The 20,998-nt window shown below is 59.8% G+C and carries 1 pseudogene; it reads left to right on the top strand.

The features are described 5' to 3' along the window. The first annotated feature begins 243 nt into the window (after window positions 1-243). Window positions 244-20,839 (top strand): annotated as a pseudogene (locus tag PRJ_RS00695) (retention module-containing protein). Window positions 20,840-20,998: the final 159 nt, after the last annotated feature.

Consider the following 20,998-nt stretch of genomic DNA (forward strand, 5'->3'; position numbering starts at 1 on the left):
GTAAGACATTTGTCCTCAGGAAACGCTTGGCTAAGGTACAAATATCAATGTGACATTACATTGCCGATTGTTTAGGATGGCATGTATAAGGTCAATAGTTTGGCAGTTAGGCAATTCCAAAAAGTTATAGACGGAATATTGACGTCAAAAACGTCAAGAGATCATCGACATAGTTCCGCCTGAAGTGGCTAGCAAGCGCCGCTCTGGCAGGGAAGTACCCCATCGGGTCACACGGAGAGTCCAATGAGCAGCGTTGTAGCCATCGTCAAAAGCATTGTCGGCCAGGTTATTGCGGTATCCCCAGAGGGCATCCGGCGTGTACTTATCGAAGGTGACCGCCTGTTGGCCGGTGAGGAAGTGCTCACCGGTCCGGGTGGCGCAGTTACTTTGGAGCTGGCTGATGGCCGACTGCTCGATCTTGGACGTGACAGCCAATGGAGCGCCGATGCGCCTGACAGTAGCACCGACCTGAGCCAGGCGGCAGCTCAGGCCGCGCCTTCGGTGGAAGAGCTGCAGCAGGCAATTGCTGCTGGTGTTGACCCGACTACTGAGCTTGAAGCTACCGCCGCTGGCCCGTCATCAGCGGGTGGTGGTGCGCTGGGCGGTGGCCACAGCTTCGTGATGCTCGAAGAGACGGCTGGCCGAGTTGACCCGACGGTTGGCTTCCCGACTGACGGGCTGGGCTTTGCGGGCGTACCCGATAACCAAGAAGTGGGCCTGCTGGACACTAACGGCAACAACCTGGTGACCACACCGACGGATACCGCCGTCGCTACTGAGCTGACGCTTGGCGCAACCCCTTCCATCAGTGAAGCGGGTGGCGTAATCGTTTATACCGCCACCGTTGGTCAGGCGCCGACCACCAACCTGGTAATTACTCTGTCCAACGGTGCCGTGATCGTCATTCCGGCTGGGCAGACCAGTGGTAGCGTCAACGTCGCAGTTCCGGCAAACGACACACCCTACATCGACGGTGGCCAGATTTCGGCCACCGTGACAGGTAGTACCGGTGGTGGCGGGCTGACGGTGACATTGCCGCAATCGCCAGCGGTTACCCAAGTGACCGATACAATCGACACTACAACCGCGACCCTGACCGCCTCGCCAAGTGTGACCGAAGGCGGCGTGATCACCTACACCGTGACCCTGAGCAACCCTGCCCAGACGCCGGTGACCGTGACCCTGTCCAACGGCCAGATCATCACCGTTGAAGCCGGCAAAACCCAGGGCAGCGTCGACTTCCAGACCCCGGCCAATGACGTCTACAACAACGGTTCGACCGTCAGCGTCACCATCGAGAACGCCACGGGCGGCAACTTCGAGCAACTGACCCCGAACCCGACGCCGGCTCAGACCACGATCAACGACTCGGTCGACATCACCACCGCGACCCTGACCGCCTCGCCAAGCGTGACCGAAGGCGGCGTGATCACCTACACCGTGACCCTGAGCAATCCTGCCCAGACGCCGGTGACCGTGACCCTGTCCAACGGCCAGGTCATCACCGTTGAAGCGGGCAAAACCCAGGGCAGCGTCGATTTCCAGACCCCGGCCAATGACGTCTACAACAACGGCTCGACCGTCAGCGTCACCATCGAGAGCGCCACTGGCGGCAACTTCGAACAGCTGACCCCGAATCCGACCCCGGCTCAGACCACGATCAACGACTCGGTCGACACCACCACCGCGACCCTAACGGCGAGCCCGTCGGTCACCGAAGGCGGCGTGATCACTTACACCGTGACCCTGAGCAACCCTGCCCAGACGCCGGTGACCGTGACCCTGTCCAACGGCCAAACGATTACCGTTGAAGCCGGCAAAACCCAGGGCAGCGTTGATTTCCAGACCCCGGCCAATGACGTCTACAACAACGGTTCGACCGTCAGCGTCACCATCGAGAACGCCACCGGCGGTAATTTCGAGCAACTGACCCCGAATCCGACCCCGGCTCAGACCACGATCAACGACTCGGTCGATGCCACCACCGCGACCCTGACCGCCTCGCCAAGCGTGACCGAAGGCGGCGTGATCACCTACACCGTGACCCTGAGCAATCCTGCCCAGACTCCGGTGACTGTGACCCTGTCCAACGGCCAAACCATCACCGTTGAGGCCGGCAAAACCCAGGGCAGCGTTGATTTCCAGACCCCGGCCAATGACGTCTACAACAACGGTTCGACCGTCAGCGTCACCATCGAGAACGCCACCGGCGGTAATTTCGAGCAACTGACCCCGAATCCGACCCCGGCTCAGACCACGATCAACGACTCGGTCGATGCCACCACCGCGACCCTGACCGCCTCGCCAAGCGTGACCGAAGGCGGCGTGATCACCTACACCGTGACCCTGAGCAATCCTGCCCAGACTCCGGTGACTGTGACCCTGTCCAACGGCCAAACCATCACCGTTGAGGCCGGCAAAACCCAGGGCAGCGTTGATTTCCAGACCCCGGCCAATGACGTCTACAACAACGGCTCGACCGTCAGCGTCACTATCGAGAACGCCACGGGCGGCAACTTCGAGCAACTGACCCCGAACCCGACGCCGGCTCAGACCACGATCAACGACTCGGTCGACACCACCACCGCGACCCTGACCGCCTCGCCAAGCGTGACCGAAGGCGGCGTGATCACCTACACCGTGACCCTGAGCAATCCTGCCCAGACTCCGGTGACTGTGACCCTGTCCAACGGCCAAACCATCACCGTTGAGGCCGGCAAAACCCAGGGCAGCGTTGATTTCCAGACCCCGGCCAATGACGTCTACAACAACGGCTCGACCGTCAGCGTCACTATCGAGAACGCCACGGGCGGCAACTTCGAGCAACTGACCCCGAACCCGACGCCGGCTCAGACCACGATCAACGACTCGGGTCGATGCCACCACCGCGACCCTGACCGCCTCGCCAAGCGTGACCGAAGGCGGCGTGATCACCTACACCGTGACCCTGAGCAATCCTGCCCAGACTCCGGTGACTGTGACCCTGTCCAACGGCCAAACCATCACCGTTGAGGCCGGCAAAACCCAGGGCAGCGTTGATTTCCAGACCCCGGCCAATGACGTCTACAACAACGGCTCGACTGTCAGCGTCACCATCGAGAGCGCCACGGGCGGTAATTTCGAGCAACTGACCCCGAATCCGACCCCGGCTCAGACCACGATCAACGACTCGGTCGATACCACCACCGCGACCCTGACCGCCTCGCCAAGCGTGACCGAAGGCGGCGTGATCACCTACACCGTGACCCTGAGCAATCCTGCCCAGACGCCGGTGACCGTGACCCTGTCCAACGGCCAAACCATCACCGTTGAGGCCGGCAAAACCCAGGGCAGCGTTGATTCCAGACCCCGGCCAATGACGTCTACAACAACGGCTCGACCGTCAGCGTCACCATCGAGAGCGCCACGGGCGGCAACTTCGAACAGCTGACTCCGAATCCGACCCCAGCCTCGACTGTCATCAATGACAGCATCGATACCGTCACCGTAAGTATTGTCAGCAATGGCAATGTGACCGAAGACCAGCAGCCTTCCTTTACTGTGAAAGTAAGCCAGGCGCTGGACCGTCCGTTGACCGTAACCCTGTCTAACGGCGACACCGTGACGATCGAAGCCGGTAAGACCGAAGTCGAGTACAAGACCTCGGTTCAGGGCGATGACGTCTATCTTGATGCAGGCTCCATCACGCTCAGTGTTACCGACGCTACAGTACCGGGTGCCACCTTCGAGAAGCTGGCCTTGGGTGGCCCGGCTACCGTTGAGATCTCGGACACTATAAGTGAAGTGGTGGCCAAACTGACCGCCACCCCTTCGGTGACCGAAGGCGGTGAGATCACTTACACCATCACGCTGACCAACAAAGACGGCCTGCCGATCAACAACCACTCGGAGCTGTACTTCAAGCTGACCGACGGCACCACTGTCGTCGTGGCAGCCAACAGCACCACGGGTTCGGCGACTGTAGCCGCCCCGGACAACGTCTATGTCGGCACTAACGCGCCGGTGGTCAATGCCATCGACGCTGTCAGCGGCGCAGATGCGTGGAAGTTCGAAAACCTGAACCTGGACAAGACCCCGGTCAGCACCGAGGTGACCGACGAGCCAGGCACCCCAGGCAGCGAAGGCGACATCGTCAAGGTCACCATCACGGCCGACCAGACTTCGGTAGCCGAGAACGTCAAGCCAACCTTCACCGTGCACGTCAACCAGCCGCTGGCTCACGACCTGGTCGTGACCCTGAGCAACAACGCTCAGGTCACCATCAAGGCCGGCGAAACCAGCGCACCGTACACTCACGACGCGCAGGGCGATGACGTCTATCAGGATGCGGGCCAGATCAGCCTGGGCATCAACTCGGCGGTGGACGCCACTGGTGCTGCGTTCGAGAACCTCGAGTTGGGCGGTGCCGCGAAAGTGGATGTCACTGACACCCTCGACGAAGTGGTGGCCAAGCTGACCGCGACCCCTTCGGTCACCGAAGGCGGTGAGATCACCTACACCATCACCCTGACCAACAAAGACGGCCTGCCGATCAACAACCACTCGGAGCTGTACTTCAAGCTGACCGACGGCACCACTGTCGTCGTGGCAGCCAACAGCACCACCGGTTCGGCGACTGTAGCAGCACCAGACAACGTCTATGTCGGCACCAACGCGCCGGTGGTCAATGCCATCGACGCGGTCAGCGGCGCAGATGCATGGAAGTTCGAAAACCTGAACCTGGACAAGACCCCGGTCAGCACCGAGGTGACCGACGAGCCAGGCACCCCAGGCAACGAAGGCGACATCGTCAAAGTCACTATTACTGCTGACCAGACTTCGGTGGCCGAGAACGTCAAACCGACGTTCACCGTGCACATCAACACCGCCCTGGCTCACGACCTGGTCGTGACCCTGAGCAACAACGCTCAGGTCACCATCAAGGCTGGCGAAACCAGCGCGCCGTACACCCACGACGCGCAAGGCGATGACGTCTATCAGGATGCGGGCCAGATCAGCCTGGGCATCAACTCGGCGGTGGACGCCACTGGTGCTGCGTTCGAGAACCTGCAACTGGGCGGCAACGCTTCGGTTCAAGTCACCGACACCCTCGACGAAGTGGTGGCCAAACTGACCGCCACCCCGTCGGTCACCGAGGGCGGCGAGATCACTTATACGATCACCCTGACCAACAAAGACGGTCTGCCGATCAACAACCACTCGGAGCTGTACTTCAAGCTGACCGACGGCACCACTGTCGTTGTGGCAGCGAACAGCACGACCGGTTCGGCGACTGTAGCTGCACCAGACAACGTCTATGTCGGCACCAACCAGCCGGTGGTCAATGCCATCGACGCCGTCAGCGGCGCAGATGCGTGGAAGTTCGAAAACCTGAATCTGGACAAGACCCCGGTCAGCACCGAGGTCACCGACGAGCCAGGCAACGAAGGCGATATCGTCAAGGTCACCATCACGGCCGACCAGACTTCGGTGGCCGAGAACGTCAAACCGACCTTCACTGTGCACGTCAACCAGCCGCTGGCCCACGACCTGGTCGTGACCCTGAGCAACAACGCTCAGGTCACCATCAAGGCCGGCGAAACCAGCGCACCGTACACCCACGACGCGCAAGGCGATGACGTCTACCAGGACGCTGGCCAGATCAGCCTGGGCATCAACTCGGCAGTAGACGCCACTGGCGCTGCGTTCGAGAACCTCGAGTTGGGCGGTGCCGCGAAAGTGGATGTCACTGACACCCTCGACGAAGTGGTGGCCAAGCTGACCGCGACCCCTTCGGTCACCGAAGGCGGTGAGATCACCTACACCATCACCCTGACCAACAAAGACGGCCTGCCGATCAACAACCACTCGGAGCTGTACTTCAAGCTGACCGACGGCACCACCGTCGTCGTGGCAGCCAACAGCACCACCGGTTCGGCCACTGTAGCCGCCCCGGACAACGTCTATGTCGGCACTAACGCGCCGGTGGTCAATGCCATCGACGCGGTCAGCGGCGCAGATGCGTGGAAGTTCGAAAACCTGAATCTGGACAAGACCCCGGTCAGCACCGAGGTGACCGACGAGCCAGGTACGCCAGGCAACGAAGGCGATATCGTCAAAGTCACCATCACGGCTGACCAGACTTCGGTGGCCGAGAACGTCAAACCGACGTTCACCGTGCACATCAACACCGCCCTGGCTCACGACCTGGTCGTGACCCTGAGCAACAACGCTCAGGTCACCATCAAGGCCGGCGAAACCAGCGCACCGTACACCCACGACGCGCAGGGCGATGACGTCTATCAGGATGCGGGCCAGATCAGCCTGGGCATCAACTCGGCGGTGGACGCCACTGGTGCTGCGTTCGAAAACCTGGAATTGGGCGGCAACGCTTCGGTTCAAGTGACCGACACCCTCGACGAAGTGGTGGCCAAACTTACCGCCACCCCTTCGGTGACCGAAGGCGGTGAGATCACCTACACCATCACGCTGACCAACAAAGATGGTCTGCCGATCAACAACCACTCGGAGCTGTACTTCAAGCTGACCGACGGCACCACTGTCGTCGTGGCAGCGAACAGCACCACCGGTTCGGCGACTGTAGCAGCACCAGACAACGTCTATGTCGGCACCAACGCGCCGGTGGTCAATGCCATCGACGCGGTCAGCGGCGCAGATGCATGGAAGTTCGAAAACCTGAACCTGGACAAGACCCCGGTCAGCACCGAGGTGACCGACGAGCCAGGCACCCCAGGCAACGAAGGCGACATCGTCAAGGTCACCATCACGGCCGACCAGACTTCGGTAGCCGAGAACGTCAAGCCAACCTTCACTGTGCACGTCAACCAGCCGCTGGCCCACGACCTGGTCGTGACCCTGAGCAACAATGCCCAGGTCACCATCAAGGCCGGTGAGACCAGCGCGCCGTACACCCACGACGCGCAAGGCGATGACGTCTACCAGGACGCTGGCCAGATCAGTCTGGGCATCACGTCCGCTGTGGATGTAGACGGTCACACCTTCGAGAACCTGGAACTGGGCGGTGCTGCTTCGGTTCAAGTGACCGACACCCTCGACGAAGTGGTGGCCAAACTTACCGCCACCCCTTCGGTGACCGAAGGCGGTGAGATCACCTACACCATCACGCTGACCAACAAAGATGGTCTGCCGATCAACAACCACTCGGAGCTGTACTTCAAGCTGACCGACGGCACCACCGTCGTCGTGGCAGCCAACAGCACCACCGGATCGGCCACTGCAACCGCCCCAGACAACGTCTATGTCGGCACCAACGCGCCGGTGGTCAATGCCATCGACGCGGTCAGCGGCGCAGATGCATGGAAGTTCGAAAACCTGAACCTGGACAAGACCCCGGTCAGCACCGAGGTGACCGACGAGCCAGGCACCCCAGGCAACGAAGGCGACATCGTCAAAGTCACTATTACTGCTGACCAGACTTCGGTGGCCGAGAACGTCAAACCGACGTTCACCGTGCACATCAACACCGCCCTGGCTCACGACCTGGTCGTGACCCTGAGCAACAACGCTCAGGTCACCATCAAGGCTGGCGAAACCAGCGCGCCGTACACCCACGACGCGCAAGGCGATGACGTCTATCAGGATGCGGGCCAGATCAGCCTGGGCATCAACTCGGCGGTGGACGCCACTGGTGCTGCGTTCGAGAACCTCGAGTTGGGCGGTGCCGCGAAAGTGGATGTCACCGACACCCTCGACGAGGTGGTGGCCAAGCTGACCGCGACCCCGTCGGTCACTGAAGGCGGCGAGATCACCTACACCATCACCCTGACCAACAAAGACGGCTTGCCGATCAACAACCACTCGGAGCTGTACTTCAAGCTGACCGACGGCACCACTGTCGTCGTGGCAGCCAACAGCACCACCGGTTCGGCCACTGCAACCGCCCCGGACAACGTCTATGTCGGCACCAACGCGCCGGTGGTCAATGCCATTGACGCCGTCAGCGGCGCAGATGCGTGGAAGTTCGAAAACCTGAACCTGGACAAGACCCCGGTCAGCACCGAGGTGACCGACGAGCCAGGCACCCCAGGCAACGAAGGCGACATCGTCAAAGTCACTATTACTGCTGACCAGACTTCGGTGGCCGAGAACGTCAAACCGACGTTCACCGTGCACATCAACACCGCCCTGGCTCACGACCTGGTCGTGACCCTGAGCAACAACGCTCAGGTCACCATCAAGGCTGGCGAAACCAGCGCGCCGTACACCCACGACGCGCAAGGCGATGACGTCTATCAGGATGCGGGCCAGATCAGCCTGGGCATCAACTCGGCGGTGGACGCCACTGGTGCTGCGTTCGAGAACCTCGAGTTGGGCGGTGCCGCGAAAGTGGATGTCACCGACACCCTCGACGAGGTGGTGGCCAAGCTGACCGCGACCCCGTCGGTCACTGAAGGCGGCGAGATCACCTACACCATCACCCTGACCAACAAAGACGGCTTGCCGATCAACAACCACTCGGAGCTGTACTTCAAGCTGACCGACGGCACCACTGTCGTCGTGGCAGCCAACAGCACCACCGGTTCGGCCACTGCAACCGCCCCGGACAACGTCTATGTCGGCACCAACGCGCCGGTGGTCAATGCCATTGACGCCGTCAGCGGCGCAGATGCGTGGAAGTTCGAAAACCTGAACCTGGACAAGACCCCGGTCAGCACTACCGTCACTGACGAGCCAGGCACTCCAGGTAACGAAGGCGATATCGTCAAGGTCACCATCACAGCCGACCAGACTTCGGTAGCCGAGAACGTCAAAGCGGCGTTCACCGTGCACATCAACACCAAGCTGGCCCACGACCTGGTCGTGACCCTGAGCAACAACGCCCAGGTCACCATCAAGGCCGGCGAGACCAGCGCGCCGTACATCCATGACGAGCAAGGCGAAGACGTCTACATCGACAAGGGTGCCATCAAGCTGGGTATCGAGTCGGCGGTAGACGCTACCGGCGCGACCTTCGAGAACCTGCAACTGGGCGGTGAGGCCACTGTCCAGGTGACCGATACCATTGACGAAGTAGTGGCCAAGCTGACCGCGACGCCTTCGGTGACCGAAGGCGGCGAGATCACCTACACCATCACGCTGACCAACAAAGACGGCTTGCCGATCAACAACCACGGTGAACTGACCTTCACCCTGAGCGACAAGACCACAATTGTCGTGGCGGCCAACAGCACCACCGGTTCGGCTACTGTGATTGCCCCGGACAACGTCTACGTCGGTACCAACTCGGCAGTGGTCAACTCGATCGCCACCGTTGGCGGTGCAGATGACGGCAAGTTCGAGAAACTGACTCTGGACAAGACCGAGGTCAAAACCCAGGTTACCGACGAGCCAGGCACTCCGGGTGTCCCAGACGGTAACGAAGGCGATCTGGTCCTGGTGACCATCACCGCCGATCAGACCTCGGTGGCCGAGAACGTCAAAGCGGCGTTCACCGTGCACATCAACACCAAGCTGGCCCACGACCTGGTCGTGACCCTGAGCAACAACGCCCAGGTCACCATCAAGGCCGGCGAGACCAGCGCGCCGTACATCCATGACGAGCAAGGCGAAGACGTCTACATCGACAAGGGTGCCATCAAGCTGGGTATCGAGTCGGCGGTAGACGCTACCGGCGCGACCTTCGAGAACCTGCAACTGGGCGGTGAGGCCACTGTCCAGGTGACCGATACCATTGACGAAGTAGTGGCCAAGCTGACCGCGACGCCTTCGGTGACCGAAGGCGGCGAGATCACCTACACCATCACGCTGACCAACAAAGACGGCTTGCCGATCAACAACCACGGTGAACTGACCTTCACCCTGAGCGACAAGACCACAATTGTCGTGGCGGCCAACAGCACCACCGGTTCGGCTACTGTGATTGCCCCGGACAACGTCTACGTCGGTACCAACTCGGCAGTGGTCAACTCGATCGCCACCGTTGGCGGTGCAGATGACGGCAAGTTCGAGAAACTGACTCTGGACAAGACCGAGGTCAAAACCCAGGTTACCGACGAGCCAGGCACTCCGGGTGTCCCAGACGGTAACGAAGGCGATCTGGTCCTGGTGACCATCACCGCCGATCAGACCTCGGTGGCCGAGAACGTCAAAGCGGCGTTCACCGTGCACATCAACACCAAGCTGGCCCACGACCTGGTCGTGACCCTGAGCAACAACGCCCAGGTCACCATCAAGGCCGGCGAGACCAGCGCGCCGTACATCCATGACGAGCAAGGCGAAGACGTCTACATCGACAAGGGTGCCATCAAGCTGGGTATCGAGTCGGCGGTAGACGCTACCGGCGCGACCTTCGAGAACCTGCAACTGGGCGGTGAGGCCACTGTCCAGGTGACCGATACCATTGACGAAGTAGTGGCCAAGCTGACCGCGACGCCTTCGGTGACCGAAGGCGGCGAGATCACCTACACCATCACGCTGACCAACAAAGACGGCTTGCCGATCAACAACCACGGTGAACTGACCTTCACCCTGAGCGACAAGACCACAATTGTCGTGGCGGCCAACAGCACCACCGGTTCGGCTACTGTGATTGCCCCGGACAACGTCTACGTCGGTACCAACTCGGCAGTGGTCAACTCGATCGCCACCGTTGGCGGTGCAGATGACGGCAAGTTCGAGAAACTGACTCTGGACAAGACCGAGGTCAAAACCCAGGTTACCGACGAGCCAGGCACTCCGGGTGTCCCAGACGGTAACGAAGGCGATCTGGTCCTGGTGACCATCACCGCCGATCAGACCTCGGTGGCCGAGAACGTCAAAGCGGCGTTCACCGTGCACATCAACACCAAGCTGGCCCACGACCTGGTCGTGACCCTGAGCAACAACGCCCAGGTCACCATCAAGGCCGGCGAGACCAGCGCGCCGTACATCCATGACGAGCAAGGCGAAGACGTCTACATCGACAAGGGTGCCATCAAGCTGGGTATCGAGTCGGCGGTAGACGCTACCGGCGCGACCTTCGAGAACCTGCAACTGGGCGGTGAGGCCACTGTCCAGGTGACCGATACCATTGACGAAGTAGTGGCCAAGCTGACCGCGACGCCTTCGGTGACCGAAGGCGGCGAGATCACCTACACCATCACGCTGACCAACAAAGACGGCTTGCCGATCAACAACCACGGTGAACTGACCTTCACCCTGAGCGACAAGACCACAATTGTCGTGGCGGCCAACAGCACCACCGGTTCGGCTACTGTGATTGCCCCGGACAACGTCTACGTCGGTACCAACTCGGCAGTGGTCAACTCGATCGCCACCGTTGGCGGTGCAGATGACGGCAAGTTCGAGAAACTGACTCTGGACAAGACCGAGGTCAAAACCCAGGTTACCGACGAGCCAGGCACTCCGGGTGTCCCAGACGGTAACGAAGGCGATCTGGTCCTGGTGACCATCACCGCCGATCAGACCTCGGTGGCCGAGAACGTCAAAGCGGCGTTCACCGTGCACATCAACACCAAGCTGGCCCACGACCTGGTCGTGACCCTGAGCAACAACGCCCAGGTCACCATCAAGGCCGGCGAGACCAGCGCGCCGTACATCCATGACGAGCAAGGCGAAGACGTCTACATCGACAAGGGTGCCATCAAGCTGGGTATCGAGTCGGCGGTAGACGCTACCGGCGCGACCTTCGAGAACCTGCAACTGGGCGGTGAGGCCACTGTCCAGGTGACCGATACCATTGACGAAGTAGTGGCCAAGCTGACCGCGACGCCTTCGGTGACCGAAGGCGGCGAGATCACCTACACCATCACGCTGACCAACAAAGACGGCTTGCCGATCAACAACCACGGTGAACTGACCTTCACCCTGAGCGACAAGACCACAATTGTCGTGGCGGCCAACAGCACCACCGGTTCGGCTACTGTGATTGCCCCGGACAACGTCTACGTCGGTACCAACTCGGCAGTGGTCAACTCGATCGCCACCGTTGGCGGTGCAGATGACGGCAAGTTCGAGAAACTGACTCTGGACAAGACCGAGGTCAAAACCCAGGTTACCGACGAGCCAGGCACTCCGGGTGTCCCAGACGGTAACGAAGGCGATCTGGTCCTGGTGACCATCACCGCCGATCAGACCTCGGTGGCCGAGAACGTCAAAGCGGCGTTCACCGTGCACATCAACACCAAGCTGGCCCACGACCTGGTCGTGACCCTGAGCAACAACGCCCAGGTCACCATCAAGGCCGGCGAGACCAGCGCGCCGTACATCCATGACGAGCAAGGCGAAGACGTCTACATCGACAAGGGTGCCATCAAGCTGGGTATCGAGTCGGCGGTAGACGCTACCGGCGCGACCTTCGAGAACCTGCAACTGGGCGGTGAGGCCACTGTCCAGGTGACCGATACCATTGACGAAGTAGTGGCCAAGCTGACCGCGACGCCTTCGGTGACCGAAGGCGGCGAGATCACCTACACCATCACGCTGACCAACAAAGACGGCTTGCCGATCAACAACCACGGTGAACTGACCTTCACCCTGAGCGACAAGACCACAATTGTCGTGGCGGCCAACAGCACCACCGGTTCGGCTACTGTGATTGCCCCGGACAACGTCTACGTCGGTACCAACTCGGCAGTGGTCAACTCGATCGCCACCGTTGGCGGTGCAGATGACGGCAAGTTCGAGAAACTGACTCTGGACAAGACCGAGGTCAAAACCCAGGTTACCGACGAGCCAGGCACTCCGGGTGTCCCAGACGGTAACGAAGGCGATCTGGTCCTGGTGACCATCACCGCCGATCAGACCTCGGTGGCCGAGAACGTCAAAGCGGCGTTCACCGTGCACATCAACACCAAGCTGGCCCACGACCTGGTCGTGACCCTGAGCAACAACGCCCAGGTCACCATCAAGGCCGGCGAGACCAGCGCGCCGTACATCCATGACGAGCAAGGCGAAGACGTCTACATCGACAAGGGTGCCATCAAGCTGGGTATCGAGTCGGCGGTAGACGCTACCGGCGCGACCTTCGAGAACCTGCAACTGGGCGGTGAGGCCACTGTCCAGGTGACCGATACCATTGACGAAGTAGTGGCCAAGCTGACCGCGACGCCTTCGGTGACCGAAGGCGGCGAGATCACCTACACCATCACGCTGACCAACAAAGACGGCTTGCCGATCAACAACCACGGTGAACTGACCTTCACCCTGAGCGACAAGACCACAATTGTCGTGGCGGCCAACAGCACCACCGGTTCGGCTACTGTGATTGCCCCGGACAACGTCTACGTCGGTACCAACTCGGCAGTGGTCAACTCGATCGCCACCGTTGGCGGTGCAGATGACGGCAAGTTCGAGAAACTGACTCTGGACAAGACCGAGGTCAAAACCCAGGTTACCGACGAGCCAGGCACTCCGGGTGTCCCAGACGGTAACGAAGGCGATCTGGTCCTGGTGACCATCACCGCCGATCAGACCTCGGTGGCCGAGAACGTCAAAGCGGCGTTCACCGTGCACATCAACACCAAGCTGGCCCACGACCTGGTCGTGACCCTGAGCAACAACGCCCAGGTCACCATCAAGGCCGGCGAGACCAGCGCGCCGTACATCCATGACGAGCAAGGCGAAGACGTCTACATCGACAAGGGTGCCATCAAGCTGGGTATCGAGTCGGCGGTAGACGCTACCGGCGCGACCTTCGAGAACCTGCAACTGGGCGGTGAGGCCACTGTCCAGGTGACCGATACCATTGACGAAGTAGTGGCCAAGCTGACCGCGACGCCTTCGGTGACCGAAGGCGGCGAGATCACCTACACCATCACGCTGACCAACAAAGACGGCTTGCCGATCAACAACCACGGTGAACTGACCTTCACCCTGAGCGACAAGACCACAATTGTCGTGGCGGCCAACAGCACCACCGGTTCGGCTACTGTGATTGCCCCGGACAACGTCTACGTCGGTACCAACTCGGCAGTGGTCAACTCGATCGCCACCGTTGGCGGTGCAGATGACGGCAAGTTCGAGAAACTGACTCTGGACAAGACCGAGGTCAAAACCCAGGTTACCGACGAGCCAGGCACTCCGGGTGTCCCAGACGGTAACGAAGGCGATCTGGTCCTGGTGACCATCACCGCCGATCAGACCTCGGTGGCCGAGAACGTCAAAGCGGCGTTCACCGTGCACATCAACACCAAGCTGGCCCACGACCTGGTCGTGACCCTGAGCAACAACGCCCAGGTCACCATCAAGGCCGGCGAGACCAGCGCGCCGTACATCCATGACGAGCAAGGCGAAGACGTCTACATCGACAAGGGTGCCATCAAGCTGGGTATCGAGTCGGCGGTAGACGCTACCGGCGCGACCTTCGAGAACCTGCAACTGGGCGGTGAGGCCACTGTCCAGGTGACCGATACCATTGACGAAGTAGTGGCCAAGCTGACCGCGACGCCTTCGGTGACCGAAGGCGGCGAGATCACCTACACCATCACGCTGACCAACAAAGACGGCTTGCCGATCAACAACCACGGTGAACTGACCTTCACCCTGAGCGACAAGACCACAATTGTCGTGGCGGCCAACAGCACCACCGGTTCGGCTACTGTGATTGCCCCGGACAACGTCTACGTCGGTACCAACTCGGCAGTGGTCAACTCGATCGCCACCGTTGGCGGTGCAGATGACGGCAAGTTCGAGAAACTGACTCTGGACAAGACCGAGGTCAAAACCCAGGTTACCGACGAGCCAGGCACTCCGGGTGTCCCAGACGGTAACGAAGGCGATCTGGTCCTGGTGACCATCACCGCCGATCAGACCTCGGTGGCCGAGAACGTCAAAGCGGCGTTCACCGTGCACATCAACACCAAGCTGGCCCACGACCTGGTCGTGACCCTGAGCAACAACGCCCAGGTCACCATCAAGGCCGGCGAGACCAGCGCGCCGTACATCCATGACGAGCAAGGCGAAGACGTCTACATCGACAAGGGTGCCATCAAGCTGGGTATCGAGTCGGCGGTAGACGCTACCGGCGCGACCTTCGAGAACCTGCAACTGGGCGGTGAGGCCACTGTCCAGGTGACCGATACCATTGACGAAGTAGTGGCCAAGCTGACCGCGACGCCTTCGGTGACCGAAGGCGGCGAGATCACCTACACCATCACGCTGACCAACAAAGACGGCTTGCCGATCAACAACCACGGTGAACTGACCTTCACCCTGAGCGACAAGACCACAATTGTCGTGGCGGCCAACAGCACCACCGGTTCGGCTACTGTGATTGCCCCGGACAACGTCTACGTCGGTACCAACTCGGCAGTGGTCAACTCGATCGCCACCGTTGGCGGTGCAGATGACGGCAAGTTCGAGAAACTGACTCTGGACAAGACCGAGGTCAAAACCCAGGTTACCGACGAGCCAGGCACTCCGGGTGTCCCAGACGGTAACGAAGGCGATCTGGTCCTGGTGACCATCACCGCCGATCAGACCTCGGTGGCCGAGAACGTCAAAGCGGCGTTCACCGTGCACATCAACACCAAGCTGGCCCACGACCTGGTCGTGACCCTGAGCAACAACGCCCAGGTCACCATCAAGGCCGGCGAGACCAGCGCGCCGTACATCCATGACGAGCAAGGCGAAGACGTCTACATCGACAAGGGTGCCATCAAGCTGGGTATCGAGTCGGCGGTAGACGCTACCGGCGCGACCTTCGAGAACCTGCAACTGGGCGGTGAGGCCACTGTCCAGGTGACCGATACCATTGACGAAGTAGTGGCCAAGCTGACCGCGACGCCTTCGGTGACCGAAGGCGGCGAGATCACCTACACCATCACGCTGACCAACAAAGACGGCTTGCCGATCAACAACCACGGTGAACTGACCTTCACCCTGAGCGACAAGACCACAATTGTCGTGGCGGCCAACAGCACCACCGGTTCGGCTACTGTGATTGCCCCGGACAACGTCTACGTCGGTACCAACTCGGCAGTGGTCAACTCGATCGCCACCGTTGGCGGTGCAGATGACGGCAAGTTCGAGAAACTGACTCTGGACAAGACCGAGGTCAAAACCCAGGTTACCGACGAGCCAGGCACTCCGGGTGTCCCAGACGGTAACGAAGGCGATCTGGTCCTGGTGACCATCACCGCCGATCAGACCTCGGTGGCCGAGAACGTCAAAGCGGCGTTCACCGTGCACATCAACACCAAGCTGGCCCACGACCTGGTCGTGACCCTGAGCAACAACGCCCAGGTCACCATCAAGGCCGGCGAGACCAGCGCGCCGTACATCCATGACGAGCAAGGCGAAGACGTCTACATCGACAAGGGTGCCATCAAGCTGGGTATCGAGTCGGCGGTAGACGCTACCGGCGCGACCTTCGAGAACCTGCAACTGGGCGGTGAGGCCACTGTCCAGGTGACCGATACCATTGACGAAGTAGTGGCCAAGCTGACCGCGACGCCTTCGGTGACCGAAGGCGGCGAGATCACCTACACCATCACGCTGACCAACAAAGACGGCTTGCCGATCAACAACCACGGTGAACTGACCTTCACCCTGAGCGACAAGACCACAATTGTCGTGGCGGCCAACAGCACCACCGGTTCGGCTACTGTGATTGCCCCGGACAACGTCTACGTCGGTACCAACTCGGCAGTGGTCAACTCGATCGCCACCGTTGGCGGTGCAGATGACGGCAAGTTCGAGAAACTGACTCTGGACAAGACCGAGGTCAAAACCCAGGTTACCGACGAGCCAGGCACTCCGGGTGTCCCAGACGGTAACGAAGGCGATCTGGTCCTGGTGACCATCACCGCCGATCAGACCTCGGTAGCCGAGAACGTCAAAGCGGCGTTCACCGTGCACATCAACACCAAGCTGGCCCACGACCTGGTCGTGACCCTGAGCAACAACGCCCAGGTCACCATCAAGGCCGGCGAGACCAGCGCGCCGTACATCCATGACGAGGCGAAGAGTACATCGACAGTGCCATCAGCTGGGTCGATCGGCGGTAGACGCTACCGGGACTTCGAACTGCAACGGCGTGAGGCCACTGTCCGTACCGAACTGAGAAGTGGCCAAGCTGACCGCGACCTCGGTGACCGAAGGCGGCGATCACCTACACCCATGCTGACCACAAGCGGCGCGACAACAACCACGGTGACTGACCTCACCTGACGACAGACCACAAGTCGGGCGGCACAGCACCACCGGTTCGCGTGATTGCCGACAACGTCTACTCGGTACCAACTCGCAGTGGTCAACTCGATGCCCCGTTGGGTGCAGATACGAAGTCGAGAACTGACTCTGGACCGAGTAACCAGTACCGACGCCAGCATCCGGGGTCCCAGACGTACGAAGGCGACTGTCCGGTGACCAACCGCGATCAGCCTTCGGTGAGAACGTCAAGCGCGTCACGTGACATCAACACCAAGTGCCCACGACTGTCGACCTGAACACAACGCCAGTCACCAGCCGGCGAACAGCGCGCGTACATCCTGACGGCAAGGCGAAGACGTCTACATGACAAGGGTGCATCAAGCGGTATCGATCGGCGGTAGACGCTACCGGCGCGACCTTCGAGAACCTGCAACTGGGCGGTGAGGCCACTGTCCAGGTGACCGATACCATTGACGAAGTAGTGGCCAAGCTGACCGCGACGCCTTCGGTGACCGAAGGCGGCGAGATCACCTACACCATCACGCTGACCAACAAAGACGGCTTGCCGATCAACAACCACGGTGAACTGACCTTCACCCTGAGCGACAAGACCACAATTGTCGTGGCGGCCAACAGCACCACCGGTTCGGCTACTGTGATTGCCCCGGACAACGTCTACGTCGGTACCAACTCGGCAGTGGTCAACTCGATCGCCACCGTTGGCGGTGCAGATGACGGCAAGTTCGAGAAACTGACTCTGGATCCGGCTGCGGCCACCACCAAGGTCCTCGACAACGACCATCTGCCTGTCTCGACTGGCGGTGCCGTCGAAGGTGTAGAGGATACCGAGTACCTCTTTAATTGGAGCGACTTCAAAGTCACCGATGTCGATGGTAACACCGGCTTGTCAGTGACTATCACATCGCTCCCGGTCGACGGCAGCCTCAAGGCCTACAACAGCACTACCAACACCTGGAACAACGTGACTTCAGGACAGGTTGTCAGCCAGGCGGATATTGATAAGGGCTACCTCAAGTTCGTACCAAAGTTGAACGAGTCGGGTATTGATGGATACGGTGGTGCCGGCGTTGGTAACAAGCAGGCTGACTACGCCCAGTTCAAGTACAAACCGAACGATGGCACCAATACCGGCAGCGAAGTGACCATGAAAGTCGACATCGCTCCGCAGGTTGATAAACCCACCCTGAGCATCGGCAGCGCCGATGTCGTGTCCAAGTCTTTGATCAAGGAAGTTTGGACTTCTTTGAAAGGACTGGGGACCGATGGCAATGGCATTACGGGCGACGCATTGAAGACCGTATTCGCCAACTCGGGTACCGCGACCTCAACGGGCTCTACAACGAATGTACAGTCTGATGGCAGCGTCAACGCTGGCAGTGGCTCGAAAACCTCTGGCCTGATCTATCTGGAAGAAGGCAAAACCTACACCTTCAGCGGCACTGCCGATGATAGTTTGGTGGTCACCGTGGGCGGTACTACGGTCGTAACCACCACTTGGGGTGGCGGTGGACAGATTTCGGGTACCTTCACGGCTAAAGCCAGCGGCTACTACCCGATCGAGGTTTACCATGCTAACCAGGCAGGTCCTGGTAGCTATGACCTTAATATCAAGGTGGGTTCGGGTACTGCGGTTGACCTGAGCAGTGCCAACATCCCGATGTACCAGAGCGTGGCGGACATGGCCACCGCAGGCCTGACCGCGTCTGACTTGCACACTGTTAATGGCCAGAGCTACTACGACGGCTACAAGCTGAACGAAGGACCGGAAGGTGGCTCGGTCAAGTTGGTTGGCATTACTGCTGGTCTTACTGACACCGACGGCTCTGAAAGCTTGAGCGTAACCCTCAGTGGCATTCCGGCTGGTTCGGTGCTGAGCGATGGTGCGGGCCACACGATTAAGGTGGGCGGTACGCCTGTAGATGTGACTGGCTGGAAACTCAGCAGCCTGACACTGACGCCGCCAGCCTACTACGAGGGCAAGTTCACTATCGCAGTAACCGCTACCGCTACTGAAAGCCTTGGTGGTTCGGATAGCACCCCCGGCCAGATTCCGGTTACGGTCTACAAGGCTGACTACAAGCCAACAGTCGGCACCACGGGCAACGACACACTCACGGGTGGCGAAAGCAACGATATCATCGTGGCAGATGTATCTGGCTTGAACGTGGTTCAGGGCAAAAACTACAACATCGCATTCATGGTCGACAGCTCCGGCAGTATGAGCGAAAAATCGATTGCCGATGCCAAGGCACAGCTTGCATCGGTGTTCAATTCACTCAAAGCCAGCTTGGGATCTGATGCCTCGGGTACGGTGAACATCTTCCTGGCTGACTTCGACAGTCAGGTTAACAAGAACGTCTCGGTCAACCTTGCCGATTCGAATGCCCTCAGCAAGCTGCAGGCGGTGCTCAATTCGATGGTGGGCGGTGAGTACTATGGTGGCGGTACCAACTATGAAGATGTGTTCAAGGCAACGGCCAACTTCTTCAAGAGCACCATGGCCACCAGTAACACAGGGGCGGAGAACCTGACGTATTTCATCACCGATGGTAAGCCGACCTTCTGGCAGAACCATGAGGATACTAATCCTCGGCTGTGGCGCGGCATGTATTTGGATGATGTTGTGAACGTCAACAACTTTAAGATCGGTGACTATTTCGACAAGGTGATCGACGGTCAAAGACTTACTATTACCTCCAGCGGTGATGTTTACGTCAACAACTCTTACAAATCCTTGGGGACGATCCATGCTCAAGGGGATGGCACCTACGAGATTTCTTCTCGGGCGGGCTCCGGTAACTCGAGCAGTTGGGATAGCGCGAGTGACGGTTCGGCGGCCAGCTTCAAGCTGCTTTCTGGCTTGACTAAAGTTCAGGCTATCGGGCTTAACAACGATGTCAGCTGGAACGATCTCAAGGACTATGACAGCGCCGGTAAACCACAAACCAATATCGACCCGTCCAAACTGGCGGCGGCAATTCTCGGACATACCGAGGCCACCGTTCCGGGCTCGGATAGCATCGATGGTGGCAATGGCAACGACATCATCTTCGGTGACTTGATTACCCTCAACGGCGTTGTCAGCGAGGGTTATCAAGGGTTGCAGGAGTACGTCGCGCAGAAGAGTAATGTGGATGTCAGCACCATCACTGCCAAGAACGTGCATCAGTACATCGCCGAGCACTACACCGAATTTGATATCTCGGGTGCCAACGACGGTGATGACATCCTCACAGGCGGAAATGGCAACGATATCCTCTTCGGGCAAGGCGGCATCGACAGGCTCGATGGTGGCAGAGGTAACGACATTCTGTTGGGTGGCAGCGGCGATGACTTCCTGATTGGTGGCCATGGCGACGATACTTTGATCGGTGGAGCAGGTAAGGACACCTTCATCTGGAAGGCCGGCGATTACGGCAATGACGTAATCAAGGACTTCAAGGTCGCTGAAGGTGACCGGATCGACCTGAAGGATTTGCTTGTCAATGAAACCGGCAAGACCATCGACAACTACCTGAAGATGAGTTTCGCAGACGGCTCTACCACTTTGCAGATCAGCAGCGAAGGCAAGCTCAACGCTGCGGGTGGTGTTGCCAACGCGGACGTAACCATCAAACTTGAAGGTGTGAACTGGTCGGGCAACTCGATCAACTCGTTAATCACCGGTAGCGACCCATTGATCCGCATCGACAACAAGGACAACTGATGCGCTAGCGGGCTGCTCTGCAGCCCAATCGCTCATCACTGGCTGACACTGGTCCGTTGTAGGATCGGCCTTGTGTCGCGAACGGGGCGCGAAGCGGCCCCCACGGTTTCAGCAGCAATGCCGAGATCGCTGGAGCCGCTTCGCGCCCCGTTCGCGACA

Origin of the sequence: Pseudomonas sp. XWY-1, from assembly GCF_002953115.1 — a bacterium.
Classification (GTDB): Bacteria; Pseudomonadota; Gammaproteobacteria; order Pseudomonadales; family Pseudomonadaceae; genus Aquipseudomonas; species Aquipseudomonas alloputida.